The organism is Streptococcus ruminicola (assembly GCF_011387195.1).
GTDB classification, from domain to species: domain Bacteria; phylum Bacillota; class Bacilli; order Lactobacillales; family Streptococcaceae; genus Streptococcus; species Streptococcus ruminicola.
Window position 1 is genome coordinate 1,833,607 of the sequence record NZ_CP046919.1, and the last position, 17,569, is coordinate 1,851,175.

Consider the following 17,569-nt stretch of genomic DNA (forward strand, 5'->3'; position numbering starts at 1 on the left):
GTAGACTCACTGCTCCTTTACTATTTATTCGATTTTTTCCAAGAACTCAATCAACTGATTTCAAAGCTTCTAGCATATCAACTGTTTTTAGGATATGGTTAACAAGCCAACCTAACAAGAATAGTATTCCAATAACAACGATAATTGGAATGATGTAGATTGATAAGCCAACTTCAGTCCCAAACTTAATTGAATCTGAACCAATCATATTCATAATCAGTTGATGTAAGTATTTTCCGCCAATCAATCCTACTACAATACCAATCAATGACAAACTAATCGTTTCTCGATAAATGTACATGGTCACTTCATTATCATAAAATCCAAGAACCTTAATCGTTGATAATTCTCGAATACGTTCAGCCACATTAATATTGGTTAAGTTGTAGAGAATAACCACTGCAAGTAAAATGGATATGATGATTAGAATCGTCATTGCGCCATTAAGAGAGACAACGACTGAGTTAACATTCTTAATCAGTGAAGCATTTTGGCTAACAGCTGATACACTATCCATGGCTAATAATCTTGTAGACATATCTTCGATATTCTTACTAGAATGATTTTTAAGTGTGACAAGGTAAGCATTATCTTTAACCTCTTCATCGAAGAGTTTTTCATAAGCTTTTTGTGACATAAAAAGATAATGACCAACATTCATTTCAGCAATTGCAGAGACTTTAAGAGAATGCTTATTCCCATTTTGATCTTTAAAATCAAATGAATCACCAGCTTTTATGTGATATAAGTCAGCTAATTTTTCTGATAGGACAACACCATCATCTGTTAAGGTCAAGTCTTGTGCTGTTTTAGCATCTTTCAAATGAATAAAGTCACCAAAACTTTTACCTTGACTAACCAAAATTGAAATGTCTTGCTTATCTGTCAATCCAGAAATACTTTCTGTGACATGTGATAAATATATGCTTTGGTATTTGGATACTTTTTTAGAATCTAAAACAGACGTCAACTCTTTTTGGCTACTGCTATCATCACTAGTGACCACAATCATGTCATAAGGCATCAAACGTGAAAATTGATTATCAATGATTTTTCCTAATGACGATTGAATTCCTAGTCCAGCAAATAAAAGGGCAACCGAACCGGCAACACCAAATATGGTCATCAGCATGCGCTGCTTGTATCGGAAAATATTTCGGGCAGTAACTTTATGTGTAAATGACAAACGGCGCCAAATGAAACCGATACGTTCTAAGAAAATTTTTGAACCTTTGACTGGTGGTTTTGGCAACAAAAGCTGAGAAGGTTTCTCACTAAGCTCTTTTCTAGCAATAATAAAGGCTGGCAAGACCGCACTAACAAGAGCAAATACGATTGCAATCAAAGTATACGACCAATAGAAATAATAAGTCGTACTTCCTAAAGTTGTATCACCTGTAACAATCTCAGCAATGACTCGTGACAAAATGTAATGCCCCGCAAAAATTCCCAAGATGGTTCCTGTCATGCTAGCAACAAAACCATAGATAACAAATTTCTTAATAACGTCGCTATTGCTGTAACCAAGAGCTTTTAACACTCCTGAATTAGTACGCTCTTCATCTACAAATCGCGTCATTGTTGTGAAAGTCACTAAAGCAGCAACAACATATAATACAACAGGAAAGACATTGCCAATGCTGCCAATACTTGAGGTACTTGAAATGTAGGTTTGATAACCTCCACCACCTGGCAAGGTTGAGCGAGTATACGATGTATATGTTGGCTCTTTCATAGAATCAAGCTTCGTTTTAGCGTCACTAAGCTGCTTTTCACTCTCAGTAATTTGAGCTTGGGCTTGATTGATTGATTCTTGTGCTGCTAATTGCTGCTCATTTGGTAATTGAGTGAGCATTGCTTTTTGGGCTTCCAGTTGAGATTTAGCTGCATCGACCTTTGCTTGATTAGCATCAAGTGAAGTTTGCGTTTCTGATTTTAATTGTGCTAAACGCTGGCTAGGATTATCAGAAAGCAAATCCTCTAGCGCACTTTCTTTTTTAGCTAATTTTTCCTTATATGTTTCAGAAAATGGATTTAGTTTTTTTAAATCATCATAACGAATTCTAGCAATCGTGTAAAAATCACTGTCAAAGGCTGATTCTGGAACGACGGCATAGTATTTCAATACTCCGTTTCCAGCACTTGATGTTCCAAGGCTAGATTTTGAAAGAATCTCTGAGGAATTGACAAAGCCAACAACTTTGAATGTTGTTTTTTTCAAAATGCCTTGTTCGTCAGACTGCGTAAAGGTGATATTATCACCAAGGTGGTATTTCTTTTGCATGGTTGAAGCTAAAGCAATTTCATCAGCAGCTTTGGGATAAACACCTGAAACTAACTCATATTTTGAAATACGCTTGCTGTTTGAAAACACACGAATAGCATCATCGGTATTTTTAATTGTCACATCCGTCAGATAGCCATAATCAACTTCGCTGTCTTTGATCGTTGCTAGCTCTTTTTGATCATCATCACTAAAACCATAGCTTGCAATAACTGACAAGTCCATGGTATTTTGCTTTTTAAGATAAGCACTTGCTGTCCTTTGCATGTCAGGTCCTGTTACTTTCAAGGCGACAAAGGCAAAAGCTCCAAGCATCATCAAAAGCATGATGGATAAAAAACGACCTTTTGAACTTCCGATTGATTTTCTGATATCTTTCCAATAAGTCTTTTTTGACATAGCCACCACCTCAATATTCTAGTGTTTCGATATCTTGAGGATGCTCGTTCACTTCGATACTACTTACCGTGGCATCATGCATATGAATCACTCGGTCAGCAATTGGAGCAAGAGCTGAGTTGTGTGTAACAATAATCACGGTTGAACCTTTATGACGTGACATATCTTGCAAAATTTTTAGAACTTGTTTTCCGGTTTGATAATCAAGGGCACCAGTCGGCTCATCGCAAAGCAATAATTTGGGATTTTTGGCTACCGCACGCGCAATTGACACACGCTGCTGTTCACCACCAGATAGCTGTGCTGGGAAGTTATTAAGACGTTTTCCAAGCCCCACATCAATCAAAGTCTGCTCAGCATCTCTTGCATCGCTGACAATTTCTGATGCTAACTCCACATTTTCTTTGGCGGTCAAATTAGGTACCAAATTGTAAAATTGAAAGACAAAACCAACGTCGTTACGACGATAAGTTGTTAATTCTTTTGCATTGTATTTAGCAATATCAACACCGTCAATCAAAACTTGCCCTTCATCGTTCGTGTCCATACCACCGAGAATATTTAAGACAGTTGATTTTCCAGCTCCCGATGCCCCTAAAATAATGACCAATTCCCCTTTTTCAATGGCAAAATTAATATCATTATTAGCCACAATTTCAGTTTCACCTGCTTGATAACGTTTATAAGAATGCTTCATTTCAATATAAGCCATGAAATTCACCTCTTTATTTTTTCTTAATTAGACATCTTGTTGATTTAATTTGGACTATATTATATAATTTGATAAATTATTAAACAAGGACAAAAATAGACAATCTGTTCATTTTAGACCAGGACTAAGAAAGGAGCTGATTTTTATGGCAAAGAGACAAACAGAAACCAAGAACTATCTTAAACAAGCTTTAGCTAAACTCTTGTTGGAAAAACGATTTGAGGAGATTAGTGTCTCAGATTTAACCAAAACTGCTGGCATTAATCGCGGAACATTCTACCTTCATTATGTTGATAAATGTGACATGATGGACCAACTAAAAAATGAAACACTTGATGAGTTATTAGCTATTCTAAATGACGACTCTCTTTTTTCTGATAGTCGGACTGTTATCATCCAGTGTCTGGACTACATCCGCAAGAATTTTGAGTTTATTTATGCTATTTCAAAATCATCTTCTTCTGATTTCTCTAAAACCATCAAGGATTTTATTTACAGTTTTCTTTTGACTATCCCTGATTTCAAAGATATTCTCGTGAGCTATTATGAAATTCCTTATCAATATGCGCTTGAAGTTTATTTATCTTCTATTGAGAGTATTATCTCTCTTTGGGTAAGTAATGGTGGAATTGAAAGTTCTGAAGAAGTCACCGATATAATCCTTAAAGTTGCTTCGCTTGATAAAATGGTATGACAATACTAAGAAAATCTCACTTTAGTTTAAGTGAGATTTTTTAACTATAGTGAGTTTACGGCAGCAAGAGCCGCTTGATAATCTGGATCTGAGTTAACATTTTCCAAGTATTCAGCATAAACCAATTGATTATCCGTATTTAAAACAAGCACAGCACGAGCTAGAAGATGCCATTCTGCCATTAAAAGACCATAAGTCTTCCCAAATTCATTGTCATAGTAATCAGACAACATAACCGCTTGATCAAGACCTTCAACACCACACCAGCGTGCTTGAGCAAATGGCAAGTCTGCTGAAATCGTAATTACCACGGTATCAGACATAGCTGAAAGTTCTTTATTAAACGTACGTGTCTGTGTTGAACAAATACCTGTATCAATTGATGGCACAACGCTAATTACTTTTTTCTTTCCAGCAAAATCAGACAAGCTTTTAATACTTAAATCAGATGCTCGCAATGAAAAATCTGGTGCTGTTTCACCAATTTTTAGTTGTTTACCAATTAAAGTTACGGGATTTCCAAGAAAAGTTGTCATCGTTTATTCCTTCCATTATGAGAGTTTTTTTGTTATTTGCAAGAAAAGAAAGCCTTTTACTCTCCTTTCATTTTACCGAAAAATCTCTTTTTAAACGAAGAATATGCTTGAAAGTTAAAGATACTTGCTTGCCTCTCTAACTGAAAGTGGTGATAAGTGTTCTTTGTTTGTCATGATAAACTGTCTAACCCAAGCAGCGTTAGTTTTTGACAAATCACGTAAAGCCCAACCTATGGCTTTATTGATAAAAAATTCCTTTGAACCAAGATTCCTCAGAAGAATCTCTTGGAGTAAATCAATCTTAGTCTGATCTTTTCTACCAAGCTGGTGAAGAATGGCTAGTCTACATAGCCAGATATTATCATCATATGCCCACGCTTTCATCACCTTATCAACTCTCTCATCCGTTAATCCAATGCGACCAATAACAACGGCTAGTATGTCAATACTATCCCACCACTGTTTGCTTCTCGCAAAATATTCAAGCTTTTCAATATCATCATAAGTCAGAAATCTTTGCATCGTACGCAAGTAATCAAGAACCAAATACTGACACTCACGGTGGTCATCTTGCCAGACCTGCTTTAAAAAAGCCCAATCAAGCCTTTCTGATTTTTTCTCATTGGCTAAAAATGATTTGTAAAGCGCTCGGCGTTTTGGTGTTTGAATACCATAAAAAGAAAATCGATTTTTCATGTAGGCAGACATAACTTGCGCTTTTGCCGAATCAGCGTTTTCTTCAAATAATCGAGTCATTTCTTCAAGCTTTGACAACTTTCTTCCTCCTTAGAGTAACTAAGCTATTTTTCACTTTCATTCTACCAAAAAGCAGCCTGTTTGGCATACAGGCTGCTTGCTTTTACCCTATGAACATCAATACGATTGTTTGATTAGATTTTTTCCAAAGCTAGACGCAAATCTTCAATCAAGTCATCAGCATTTTCAAGACCAACAGATACACGAATTTGATTTCGAGTTACTCCACAAGCTTTCAAATCTTCTTCAGAAAGTTGTTGGTGAGTTGTTGTCGCTGGGTGAACAACAAGAGATTTGGCATCCGCAACGTTTGCTAAATCAGAGAAGATTTCAAGGTTATCGATAAATTTATGCGCTTCTTCTTGCCCTCCCTTGATGTGGAAAGTAAAGATTGAACCAGCACCTTTAGGGAAATATTTTTGAGCCAAGTCATAATATGGACTCGATGGCAAGCTTGGATAGTTGACTTTTTCAACTTTTGGATGATTGGCCAAAAAGTCAACGATTTTCTTAGTGTTTTCAATATGGCGGTCAATACGAAGTGACAATGTTTCAAGACCTTGCAAAAGTAAGAAAGCACTAAATGGTGACAAAGCTGCACCAGTGTCACGCAATAATTGCACACGAAGGGCTGTGATAAAAGCTGCAGCTCCGATATCACGAGTGTAGCTGATATTGTGATATGATGGGTCTTCATCTACAAATTGTGGGAATTTACCAGATGCTTCCCAATCGAAGTTTCCTGAATCCACAACTACACCTGCAATAGTTGTTCCGTGTCCACCGATAAATTTTGTTGCTGAATGAACCGCAATATCAACACCGTGTGAGAAAACATTGATTAGATATGGTGTACCAAAGGTATTATCAGTTACCAACGGAATCTTGTGAGCATGCGCAATATCAGCAATCTTTTCGATATCAGGAATATTGATAACAGGATTTCCAAGCGTTTCGATCAAAACAAGTTTTGTATTATCCTTGATAGCTGCCTCAACTTCCTCAAGATTGGCAACATCAACAAATGTTGTTGTCACGCCATAACGCGGAAGGGTTTCTTTTAGCAGATTGAATGTTCCACCGTAAAGCGTTGTTGCAGCCACCACATGGTCGCCAGCGTGAGCAAGCCCAAGAACAGCATAAGTAATTGCTGCCATACCAGATGATGTTGCGACTGCTCCAACCCCATTTTCAAGGGCAGCAATACGATTTTCAAAAACTTCTACCGTTGGATTCCCGATACGTGAATAGATATTTCCTGGTTTTTTCAAACCAAATAAATCTTCACCTTCTTGAGCATTATCAAAAACATATGATGTTGTTTGGTAAATTGGAACAGCGCGAGATTTAGTAACTGGGTCAACAGTTTGACCAGCATGCAATTGTAGAGTTTCAAAGTTATATTTTCGTGTCATGGCATGTACTCCAATCATTAAAATTTCTGAATGTACATACAATTTTACACTCTTTTAAAAATATTGACTAATACTTATTAAAAAAGACTAGGTATAGTTTCAAACTATACCCTAGTCAAATGCTCTGGCAAATCGTTGCGTATCAAGTTCAACTTCTTTGGACTGAGCAATGGCTGAAATTACAGCAACACCATCTGCTCCAGATTGCCGAATAGCAGCTACATCACCAAATGTAATGCCACCAATTGCCACAATTGGAATGTCTTTATCCAATTCACGCATTTCTCTCAGACCATTTAATCCGATTACTTGGCCAGCATCAGATTTTGAAGAAGTTGGAAAAATAGGCCCTACACCAATGTAATCAACAACATCAATAGCTGATAAATGATATTCCTTAGCATTTCCAACCGATAGACCAATCAACTTATCTGGAAACAACTTTCTAGCCTCACGAACTGGCATATCATCTTGACCTAGATGAACACCATCAACACCAATTTCTAAAGCCAAATCAATATCATCATTGATAAAAAATAAAACGTGGTACTTACGACAAAGTTCTTTAACTTTTAAAGCAAGGTCCTTTTTTTCTCGCCCAGAAAGTGCCCCTTGACCTTTTTCGCGAAACTGAAAGCAAGTTACTCCCGATTTAAAAGCTGCTTCTAAGATATCCAAAAATTTCCCTTTGGGGCAATTTGGCGTGCCACAAATAAAATAGACCTGTAATTGTTCTTTATTCACAATACACCTCAACTCTCTTCAACCGCTCAACATCTTGATTTGTGATTTTGCAAAGAGCATCTAAAAAAGATATCTGAAAACTTCCAGGTAAACCAATGCCTGATGCAGCTTCTGCTAGCTCACCTGCAATATTATAGACTGAGACTGCTTCTTCTAAGCAAGCAAGTAAGTCACCTTCTTTAGCCAGTCCGATAAATGCTGCTAGTACAGCTCCAAGTAAGCAGCCTGTTCCAGTAACAAGAGGCATTAAGGAACTGCCATTTTTAAGAAGTTTAACGTGACCATTGACTGCAATTGCATCTGTTTTTCCTGTGATGACGACAGGAATTTCAAGTTTTTGATTGGCTAACCAAGCGAGGTGTCCAATATCGTCAACATCAGCAGAATCAACGCCTTTACTTTTGACATTTTGTCCAATCAAAGCAGCAATTTCACCAGCATTTCCCCGTAAAAGTGAAACCTTGTGATGGTTTAGTAAATCAGACGCAACTTTCTTACGATAAGGGCCAGCACCAGCAGCAACTGGATCCAAAACAGTTGGCACCGAATGCTTCTCAGCAATATCTAGAGCGTCCTTGTAAAGTTGCCAACTTCCCTCGTGCAAAGTACCAATATTAACCAAAAGACCACTAGCGTTTGGTAAAAAATCTTCCAAATCTGGTTGATACTCACTCATAGCAGGGGAAGCTCCTAGAGCTAAAAGTCCGTTTGCTGAGAAATTTTTGACCACATTATTTGTCAAACAAATGGTCAAAGGATTATTTTCTCGTAAGTCATCTAAATAAGTCATTTAATCTCCTTTGTATGTGACGTGATTAACTGGACCATTTCCATGACCGAGTTCTGGAGCGGTTTTGATAGCTTCTGTAATAAATCGCTTAGCTGTTCCAACAGCTTCTTGAACAGAACGACCTTTGGCTAATTCTGCCGTGATTACTGCAGCATAGGTACAACCTGTTCCGTGTGTATGTTTGGTCGCAATGCGTTCAGAGGTAAATGTCTGCACTTGACCATTTTCTAAAAAGAGAAAGTCTTTAGCTTCATTTTGTAAATGGCCACCCTTGATGACAACATTTTTAACGCCGTATTTAGCTTGAATAGACTTTCCAGCTTTGAAAATGGCATCTTCGTCTTTTAATTCTTGTCCAAAAAGTACTTCAGCTTCTGGTAAGTTTGGTGTGATAATGGTTGCCAAAGGAAGTAATTTTTCTTTAAGAGCCTCTACTGCTTCTTGGCTAATCAAACGATCGCCACTTGTTGCTACCATGACAGGATCAAGGACGTAAGGACATGACATAGTATTCAAATACTGACTCACGCGTTCAATGGTTTCAACTTCCGCCAGCATCCCTGTCTTAATCGCATCTGGCTTAATATCAGAAAAGACACTTTTTAGCTGCTCATCAAGAATCGTTTGATCAAGATTACAAATGGCTTGAACACCTTGGGTATTTTGTGCAACTACACTGGTAACAACCGCCATACCATAAACCCCACGCGCTTGAAAGCTCTTTAAATCAGCCATGATACCCGCACCACCACTTGGATCAGTTCCAGCAATTGTTAGAGCTACTTGTAATTTAGACATTTCTTACCTCCTCTGGCCACTCTTCCTGATCAATTGCCATTTGGAAAAAATTGCGTTCATGCTGACAACTTTCCAAAAAGACACGAATCATTTCTTTTCTTTTTTCTTCTGGTAGTTGACTACTAAATCGCTTTAGTAGGTCAAAATACGTCGGTAAACAAGCTGTTGCTTCGTCAGCTGCGTAAAACTCAAACCATGCTTTAAATGGATTATCACTTGCAACCTTACCAGTCTCAAGTGCTTTTTTAGCAACCTGCTGATAAATCCACGGACATGGAAGCATGGCTGCCAAGATGTAAGCTGGATTATCTTGATAAAGTTGATAATACATGTGCTTAATGTAATGGTCAGAACTTGGATACCAAGCCTTATCAGCAATAATATTATGATAATCTCTTCCAGCTGCTTTAGCTAAAATATGGTGAGCTCCAACCTCATGATTAAAAATAAAGTCAATCTGACCTAAAAAGAAGTCTTTGCTTGCTTTATCAGGAATTTTGGCAAATAGCTGAGCATAAATATCAGCGAATTTTTCCAAATAAATAGCATCCGCTTTTAAGTAATGGCAAATTGCCTCATCAGACAAATTGCCTGCCATCATTTGCTTGATAAAATCATCTGCTAAAATCTTATCGATAAAGATTTGACTACGTTCTTTCATTTCATTAATCATTCATTTCTTCCTTTACTATTGTTGTGAATTCCTTTAAGTGACGAATGGTGCGAAATGCCTGCTCTTGATTGTCTTGTGGGTTATCAGTATTTGACAGATAGACACCTTGAATACCAAACTTTTGAGCTGTTTTTAAGTGGCGCGTGCTATCTTCCAGATAAAAAATCGTCTTGTCAAATAAGGCTTCAGTTTCAAGTACCGCTTGATAAAAATCTTCTGTTTTATCAGGAAATCCTAGCGCAATACAAGAATAACTACCAGAAAAGTATTGTAATACTCCTGCCGATTCTAAACCGATTTTGGCTAAATCATCATAATTTGATGTGACTGCATAAATCAAAAAATCTTCTTCAGCTAAATCGTCTAAGGTCTCTACAGCTTGCGGCATGAGTGAAACCTTTTGATAAGCCTCTTCTAGTAGCTGCTGAGTTTTCTTTTCTGGATAAGTCAAGTTTTCTTTGGCAAATAAAGCTGATAAATAAGCTTGCGACTCAATCATATTTAAACGCCAGAGGTGTTTTTTTATCGTTTGAGTATAGGAAATATTGGCTAAAGCCAAGACTTTCTCAATCACCTCATCCCACAAACCATAAGAATCAAAAATAACCCCGTCTAAATCAAGAAAAATAACACTTTTACTTTTGGGCAACAAGGGCAACATAGCCTCCTTTGTCATACCCCTCAATCGGTTCCTCCACAAAATCATTAGTATAGATAGGCTGAGCTGTAAGGGTTTGGAAATATCGAATATTTGTCATGCCAAGTTCATCTCTTAAAATCGCTTCTTTTTCAAGAGGAGAATGGAAAACAGCAGAGCGGACTAACTCGATTGGATAAGGAAAAGTTGGGGCAATTTTATGAAAAATTTCTTTATTATAACCACCAACATGAGCAGCAAATTTATACAAAATACCATAAGCACTCTCCACTGGAACATCCAACAAAATCAAATGACCTCCCTTTTTCAAAGCATGATGGCAATTCTGGTAAGCTGACGATAAATCTTTGATATAACTCGAACAACCGTTTAAATAAATCACATCATAGGCTTCTTTTGCAAGTGTAGCACTCTCTGCATCCCCAATCTTGACTGTCATGCCACGTTTTCTAGCAATTGTCGCCATATCATTTGACGGCTCAACACCGTATTTAACCTGAATGCCGTATTGTCTATGCAAAGCTGATTCAAAAAGACCACTGCCGCATCCAATTGATAGAATGGTTTCTTTTTCAATATCATGTAAAGCTCGGTGCAACAGTTTTAATTCACTGGCAAAGACATTACTATTTGTCATAAACCATTGATCATACGCGTCTGCGTAACCGTCAAACATTTTTGCATCTGTCATTGTAATCCATCCTCCTTGAGACTTTCCAAGGCATATAATTTTTTCAAATTCATGAAATGTGTTGAAGACTTCAAGCCACGAAGCACAGCCATTGCCAAAAAGCCCCCAATCAAAGTCGCCAAAACAAATCGTGGGGTAAAAAAGACCAAAGATTGTGCCTGACTTGCTTTTGCAAGTAACTCGTCATCCCCATGAGCTGACATGGTCCAAAACCAAACCATAACTGGTGCAGAAAGTAGCGAACCAATAATCCCTGTTCCAAGAAACTCTCCGAACCATGCCATGACAGGCTTTTTCGTTAAACGGTAAAAATAAGTGGCTAAAAAAGCTCCTGGGACAGATCCAATAATAGCTAATGGAGCTACACTAGCCACACCAGCTTGAGTTAAAATCCGCATAATAGCAACAATTAATGCCATAGCTACAGCATAAATAGGCGTCATGAAAGTTGCCGCAATGATATTCATCACACTGGACATAAATGCCATGCCTTCAATCCGAAACAGCGGTGTTAGCAAAAAATCCAAAGCAATCATGATAGCCAGAACAGTTAAACGGTGTACACGATTATTCGCCATAAAAATTCCTTTCCTGACACTAACATGCACCAAAAGCTCACAGAAATAAAAAGACTCCATTTGAAAAATCTCAAATGGAGTTTATCTATTTAAAAACTGCGAAACAGCTCTTTTGACTTTACAAAAGAACTATCTTATATCGATTTTTGCACAACAAAAAACAGATTTTTGTTGCTTACACATTTCCCTTCGTCAGTTCTAACTGCATCAGGTTCAATGGGTATAATCTCAGCTTTTACGCACCCCAAATGTCTTATTAAATTTACAGAATAACTATAACACACTGTTTTTAATTATGCAATAATATTCTGAAAATTTTTCTTTTATAAAAAGTACAGCCTTAGCTGTACTTCTCCTATTATTTCTTCTCAATTGGTGCAACGCTGGCTAGTAGTTTTTTAAGTCCAACTTCTGGGAAATTGATTTTTAGTTCTTGAGTTTTGCCTGAGCCTGTAACTGCAAGGACAGTTCCGTCACCCCATTTTCTGTGGTGAGCGATATCTCCGATTTGCCAGTCGACTGCTTCTTTTGAAGCACTAGCTGATTGACCAAAAGGTACTCCTTTGACGGCTTTTGAATATGGCTGCGCTCCACGTGATGTCGGTTGAACTTTCGCTTTGCGAGCTTGAAGAGCTTGTTGGAGGCTCATGCCTTTACCAAAGCTCATTGATTGATCGCTGCTATTGCTATAACGAACAGCAAATGAAGAATTAGCAGGTCGAGCCAAGCCTTGGTATTGCAATAACTCGTCATCAATTTCACGGATGAAGCGAGATGGACGATTATAACTTGTCTTACCAAACAAGGTACGTGTATTGGCATTTGTCACAAAGAGCAATTGCTCAGCACGCGTAATACCAACATATGCCAAACGGCGTTCTTCTTCTAATTCATCTTGATCTTCAGCAGCACGTGAAAGTGGGAAGACCCCTTCTTCCATACCAATCAAGAAGACAATTGGAAATTCCAAACCTTTGGCAGCGTGCAAGGTCATCAAAGTCACTTCTGCTGTTTCAGCATCACCATCATCAGTATCTGCAATCAAAGCCAAATCATTCAAGAAACGACTTAGTTTGTCAATACCAGATTCATCTTCTGGGGCATCGTCTTGATTTTCATCAAAGTTTTTCGTAACAGTCAAGAATTCTTCGATATTTTCGATACGTGCTTGGCTTTCAAGCGTATTTTGCACACGAAGGGCATCAAGGTATCCAGTCTTATCAAGAACAGCTTCTACCAATTCAGTAACACTGTATTTGTCCAAGTCAGCACGAAGATTCATAAGAAGGTTTGCCAAATCCCAAACAGCTTGTGCCGCTTTTCCTTTGACACCTGAAAGCATGATATTAGCTGATGCATCAAGCAAACTCATGTTTTGAAGATTAGCAAAGTCACGGATTTTCTCAAGCGTACCAGGACCAACACCGCGTTTTGGTTCGTTGACGATACGTTCATAACTAATGTTATCGGCAGTATTGGCAATAACATTCAAGTATGAAATCACGTCACGAATTTCCTTACGGCTGTAGAATTTCGTTCCACCAACCATAGTATAAGGAATGTTTGATTTCAGCAAAGCTTCTTCAATAGTACGTGATTGGGCGTTAGTACGGTAAAGAACTGCAAAATCTTTAAAGTTTTTCCCTTGTTCACGGACAATATTGTCAATCGTTGAAGCAACAAAAACAGCCTCTTCACGTTCGTCACGCGCACGGTAATAAACAATTTGTTCCCCGTCAGAGTTTTGTGTCCAAAGTTTTTTCGGACGACGATTGCGGTTGTTATTGATAACGGCATTAGCTGCTTGCAAAATTTTCTTAGTGGAACGATAGTTTTCTTCCAACATAACAACCTTGGCTTCAGGATAATCTTTCTCAAAATCAAGGATATTTTGCATATCAGCACCACGCCAACCATAGATAGATTGATCAGCATCACCGACGACACAGATATTTTTAAAACGAGATGCCAAGAGTTTAACCAACTGATACTGAGCATGGTTAGTATCTTGATACTCATCTACGTGAATATATTGGTAGCGTTGTTGATAATAAGCCAAAACATCTGGATTTTGGTCAAACAAACGAAGCGTCAACATGATAAGGTCATCAAAGTCCATAGCTTCGCTTTGACGAAGTTCCGCTTGATAAGCTTTGTAACATTTGGCAACGATTTGTGTGTACATGTCACCAGCTTGATTCTCATATGCAACCTCATCAAGCAAATCATTCTTGGCATTTGAAATGGTTCCAAGGATGGCACGTTCGTTCCATTTTTTAGGATCAAGGTTGAGGTTCTTTAAAATACGTTTCATGAGCGTACGTTGTTCACCAGGATCCACGATAGTGAAATTGCGGTTATATCCGATGTGATCAGCGTCACGACGCAAAATGCGCACACACATGCTGTGGAAGGTAGCAATCAACGTATCAGCCGTTGCTGGATTCAAGGCCATAGCACGTTCACGCATTTCACGCGCAGCTTTATTGGTGAAGGTAATCGCTAAGATATTCCACGGGTTTACAAATTTTTCATCAATCAAATAGGCAATGCGGTGTGTCAACACGCGAGTCTTCCCAGAGCCCGCACCTGCCATAATCAAAAGCGGACCTTCTGTCGTTTTAACAGCTTCAGCCTGCTTATCATTCATACCATTTAATAAAGGATTCATCGTATAAAAGACCACGGAGGCTCTGACATCAGCTCCCATCAGCCAAGAAAACCATCCGAGATTTATTCCTCTCTATATTAATTATTTCATTAAAATCAATGCTTTTCTATTGTACCATTTTTTAAAGAAATAATGTTGGCTGGTTTCACTTTGTTTGACAAATCTTCAAGAAATAAGAATGAATGCTGTCACTCTCATCAACTTCAGGATGAAAAGAAAGTCCGATTTGATTGCGATAACGAACAGCGACGATTTTGCCCTGATGTTTTGACAAAATCTCAACTTCATCTTCTACCTCACTAATGTATGGTGCTCTGATAAAAGTCGCTGGCACTTGACCTAAATCCGCAAAATCAAGTAAAGACGAAAAACTTCCTAATTGTCTACCGTAGGCATTACGCTTAACGGTGACTGGCAAAGTTCCTAAATAACGCTTTGCTTGATTTTCAACATTTTCAGCTAGTAATATCAAACCAGCGCAGGTCGCAAGAACTGGCAAACCCTGCTGAATCCTTTCTTGCAAAGGTTCTAAAAGCCCTAAATCAGCCAATAATTTTCCTTGAACCGTTGATTCACCACCTGGAAGCACCAAACCGTCTAGCGGCTTTTCCAAATCTTTTAGCTGACGAATCTCAATTGTCTGTGCACCTAATGAGGCTAACTTTGCTTTATGCTCTGCAAAATCCCCTTGCAGGGCAAGCACTCCAATTAAAACCATATCAACCTCCTTCTAAATCCCACGTTCAGCCATAAGTAATTGAATTTCTTCTTCGTTAATGCCGACCATGGCTTCGCCGAGATTTTCTGATAACTTGGCAAGTAATTTCTTATCTTGATAATTTGTCACAGCTTGAACGATAGCACGAGCACGTTTTTCAGGGTCACCTGATTTGAAAATACCAGAGCCAACAAAAACACCTTCTGCACCAAGTTGCATCATCAACGCAGCATCTGCTGGCGTAGCCACACCACCCGCCGCAAACAAAACAACTGGTAATTTTCCAGTCTCATGAACTTCTTTGACTAAATCATAAGGAACTTGCAATTCTTTTGCTGCTTGATAGAGTTCATCCTCACGAAGAGAAGTTAAACGAGCAATTTCACGGTTCATTTGGCGTAAATGACGCACAGCTTGGATAACATCACCAGTACCTGGTTCCCCTTTTGAACGAATCATACTAGCGCCTTCTGCAATACGTCGAAGAGCCTCACCAAGATTTTTAGCCCCACATACAAATGGTACGTCAAATTGAGTCTTGTCAATATGATAAAGATCATCTGCAGGTGATAGCACTTCACTTTCATCGATGTAGTCAATTTCAATGGCTTCAAGAATTTGGGCTTCTACAAAATGACCAATACGAACTTTTGCCATAACTGGAATAGAAACAGCCTCTTGAATTTCTTGAATCATCTTAGGATCACTCATGCGCGAAACACCACCAGCTGCTCGAATATCTGCTGGAATTCTTTCAAGTGCCATGACGGCACAGGCACCTGCTGCCTCAGCGATTCTCGCTTGTTCTGGTGTTGTGACATCCATGATAACACCACCTTTAAGCATTTGGGCCAATTGTTTGTTGAGTTGATAACGTTGATTTGTCATTAGAAATACCTCATTTACTTTTTTGTTGCTTTTCATTATAATAAAAACTGACATGGTATCAAGCGTCACTTAAAAACTTTTTTATAGGGTCAGATTGGAGATGTTATGCTTACATATTCATTGGATAAAAAAGGTGCTATTCCCCTTTACGAACAACTTTATCGTGCAATCAAAAAAGATATTACCATTGGGATTTTAAAAGCTGGAGAAAAATTACCATCAAAACGTAACCTTGCCAAACACCTTGGTATATCTATCGTTACGGTTGAAACCAGCTATCAACAATTAAAAGCTGAAGGCTACATTTACAGTCAAGCTAAAAAAGGATTCTTCGTTTCAGAAATCAATCCACACCATCCGCCCGTTGAAAAAACCATAAGGTTACTTTCAAATCCAGAAAGCAGGCCAGATGAAGCCAAAACTTATCTGCGACTTAGTAATAACCAGACCAATTCCGAAACCTTTCCATTTGCTACGTGGTCAAAAATTGTTCGTCAAGTTCTGAATAACTGCCAAGATGAACTTGTTCACCCCTCACCAAGTAAAGGTGTACTACTACTAAGACAAGCTATTGCTAAACACCTAAACGATTACCGTGGAATGGCTGTCGACCCTCGACAAATTATCATCGGTGCAGGAACCGAGTATTTGTATACTATTCTCATTCAATTACTTGGGCTTGATAAAACAGTTGCTTTAGAAGAGCCAAGTTATTCAAAAATCCGTAAAATTTATCAGCAATTTCAGGTCAAACAAACCTTCATTGATATGGAAAATGACGGACTTAGTATGTCACAACTAAAAGAAACAGATGCCGATATTGTCCACCTTTCTCCTTCGCACCAATTTCCTACAGGAGCTATTTTATCTATCAGCAAACGTTATGAACTTTTAAGTTGGGCAAATCAAGGCAATCGTTATATCATTGAGGATGATTACGATAGTGAATTTCGTTTTCAAGGGCTACCGATTCCTAGCCTTCAAGAGATTGATAGCCTTGGAAAAGTCATTTATATCAACACTTTTAGCAAAAGCTTGGCTTCAACTTTACGTATTAGTTATATGATTTTGCCACCGCAATTATTGGAACGCTTTGAAAAGCAACTTAGCTTTTACAATAACACTGTCTCAAACTTACAACAATACACCCTTGCTTACTTTATCAACGACGGTTATTTTGAAAAGCATTTAAATCGTATGCGACTTTTTTATCAAAAAAAACGTGACAGTCTGATTCAAAGATTATTAGACAGTCCTCTCAAAAATCACATCAGCATTCATGAAGAAGAGTCTGGTTTGCATTTTATTATGACCATTAAAAGTGACCTAGCAGAAGATGACATTTGCAGGCAAGCTCTGGCAAATGGCTTGCAAATGACAGCTATTTCTCACTATTATCAAGGGGAAAACAAGCACTTTGACAAGTCTTTCATCGTTAATTATGCTAATATTTCTAATCAAGATATCGAAAAGATCATTAATATTTTATCGCAAATTATTCTTTGATTTTTTTGTAATTTATATTTTTTCCAAACAATTCAAAAAATACTATTGACAAAGTTCG

17 protein-coding genes and 1 riboswitch are annotated in these 17,569 nt (G+C 38.1%); of the genes, 2 read left to right on the forward strand and 15 right to left on the reverse strand.

The window, feature by feature from the left end; genetic code table 11:
- Positions 1 to 46: 46 nt before the first annotated feature.
- Both GPZ88_RS09305 and GPZ88_RS09310 read right to left on the reverse strand, forming a co-directional pair.
- The gene (locus GPZ88_RS09305; RefSeq protein ID WP_166044220.1) at positions 47 to 2,683 is read right to left on the reverse strand and encodes an FtsX-like permease family protein; all 2,637 of its coding nucleotides are present in this window, start codon (positions 2,681 to 2,683) and stop codon (positions 47 to 49) included.
- 10 nt (positions 2,684 to 2,693) lie between these two features.
- Positions 2,694 to 3,395, reverse strand: coding sequence for an ABC transporter ATP-binding protein (locus GPZ88_RS09310; RefSeq protein WP_074563760.1), 702 nt, complete (start codon positions 3,393 to 3,395; stop codon positions 2,694 to 2,696).
- A 145-nt stretch (positions 3,396 to 3,540) separates the two neighbouring features.
- Between GPZ88_RS09310 and GPZ88_RS09315 the strand changes: the two genes are divergently transcribed.
- Positions 3,541 to 4,089, forward strand: a complete 549-nt coding sequence (locus tag GPZ88_RS09315; protein WP_074563761.1) for a TetR/AcrR family transcriptional regulator — start codon at positions 3,541 to 3,543, stop codon at positions 4,087 to 4,089.
- Between the two features lie 44 nt (positions 4,090 to 4,133).
- Here GPZ88_RS09315 and tpx read toward each other — a convergent pair whose 3' ends face one another.
- The 13 genes from tpx to pdxS all read right to left on the reverse strand — a co-directional run bounded on the left by tpx (position 4,134) and on the right by pdxS (position 16,005).
- Positions 4,134 to 4,625, reverse strand: coding sequence for a thiol peroxidase (gene tpx / locus GPZ88_RS09320; protein ID WP_074602016.1), 492 nt, complete (start codon positions 4,623 to 4,625; stop codon positions 4,134 to 4,136).
- A gap of 114 nt (positions 4,626 to 4,739) precedes the next feature.
- On the reverse strand, positions 4,740 to 5,399 hold the full coding sequence (locus GPZ88_RS09325) for a DNA alkylation repair protein (protein WP_420825313.1): 660 nt from the start codon (positions 5,397 to 5,399) through the stop codon (positions 4,740 to 4,742).
- Between the two features lie 116 nt (positions 5,400 to 5,515).
- The gene (locus tag GPZ88_RS09330) at positions 5,516 to 6,796 is read right to left on the reverse strand and encodes an O-acetylhomoserine aminocarboxypropyltransferase/cysteine synthase family protein (RefSeq protein WP_052071116.1); all 1,281 of its coding nucleotides are present in this window, start codon (positions 6,794 to 6,796) and stop codon (positions 5,516 to 5,518) included.
- Between the two features lie 111 nt (positions 6,797 to 6,907).
- Positions 6,908 to 7,540, reverse strand: a complete 633-nt coding sequence (gene thiE / locus GPZ88_RS09335; RefSeq protein ID WP_133018258.1) for a thiamine phosphate synthase — start codon at positions 7,538 to 7,540, stop codon at positions 6,908 to 6,910.
- On the reverse strand, positions 7,533 to 8,330 hold the full coding sequence (thiM, locus tag GPZ88_RS09340; protein ID WP_166044222.1) for a hydroxyethylthiazole kinase: 798 nt from the start codon (positions 8,328 to 8,330) through the stop codon (positions 7,533 to 7,535). The genes thiE and thiM overlap by 8 nt, the downstream gene beginning before the upstream one ends.
- Complete coding sequence (gene thiD / locus GPZ88_RS09345; protein WP_157629057.1) at positions 8,331 to 9,128, reverse strand: bifunctional hydroxymethylpyrimidine kinase/phosphomethylpyrimidine kinase; 798 nt, start codon at positions 9,126 to 9,128, stop codon at positions 8,331 to 8,333.
- Complete coding sequence (gene tenA, locus GPZ88_RS09350) at positions 9,121 to 9,801, reverse strand: thiaminase II (protein ID WP_166044224.1); 681 nt, start codon at positions 9,799 to 9,801, stop codon at positions 9,121 to 9,123. Before tenA ends, thiD begins: the two co-directional genes overlap by 8 nt.
- Positions 9,794 to 10,450, reverse strand: coding sequence for an HAD family hydrolase (locus tag GPZ88_RS09355; protein ID WP_240915086.1), 657 nt, complete (start codon positions 10,448 to 10,450; stop codon positions 9,794 to 9,796). Before GPZ88_RS09355 ends, tenA begins: the two co-directional genes overlap by 8 nt.
- Positions 10,437 to 11,150 carry a class I SAM-dependent methyltransferase gene (locus tag GPZ88_RS09360; protein WP_157629060.1) on the reverse strand — a complete coding sequence of 238 codons (714 nt, stop codon included), beginning with the start codon at positions 11,148 to 11,150 and terminating at the stop codon, positions 10,437 to 10,439. Before GPZ88_RS09360 ends, GPZ88_RS09355 begins: the two co-directional genes overlap by 14 nt.
- Entirely contained in the window at positions 11,147 to 11,728 is a 582-nt protein-coding gene (gene thiW / locus GPZ88_RS09365) for an energy coupling factor transporter S component ThiW (protein WP_157629061.1), read from the reverse strand. Before thiW ends, GPZ88_RS09360 begins: the two co-directional genes overlap by 4 nt.
- Positions 11,729 to 11,895: 167 nt before the next feature.
- A riboswitch (TPP riboswitch) is annotated at positions 11,896 to 11,985 on the reverse strand.
- 101 nt (positions 11,986 to 12,086) lie between these two features.
- Positions 12,087 to 14,399, reverse strand: coding sequence for a DNA helicase PcrA (pcrA, locus tag GPZ88_RS09370; RefSeq protein ID WP_166044228.1), 2,313 nt, complete (start codon positions 14,397 to 14,399; stop codon positions 12,087 to 12,089).
- Positions 14,400 to 14,544: 145 nt separating this feature from the next.
- Entirely contained in the window at positions 14,545 to 15,117 is a 573-nt protein-coding gene (gene pdxT, locus GPZ88_RS09375; protein WP_166044230.1) for a pyridoxal 5'-phosphate synthase glutaminase subunit PdxT, read from the reverse strand.
- A gap of 12 nt (positions 15,118 to 15,129) precedes the next feature.
- Entirely contained in the window at positions 15,130 to 16,005 is an 876-nt protein-coding gene (gene pdxS / locus GPZ88_RS09380; protein ID WP_074964605.1) for a pyridoxal 5'-phosphate synthase lyase subunit PdxS, read from the reverse strand.
- Between the two features lie 105 nt (positions 16,006 to 16,110).
- Between pdxS and pdxR the strand changes: the two genes are divergently transcribed.
- Entirely contained in the window at positions 16,111 to 17,511 is a 1,401-nt protein-coding gene (pdxR, locus tag GPZ88_RS09385) for a MocR-like pyridoxine biosynthesis transcription factor PdxR (protein WP_157629066.1), read from the forward strand.
- Positions 17,512 to 17,569 lie beyond the last annotated feature (58 nt).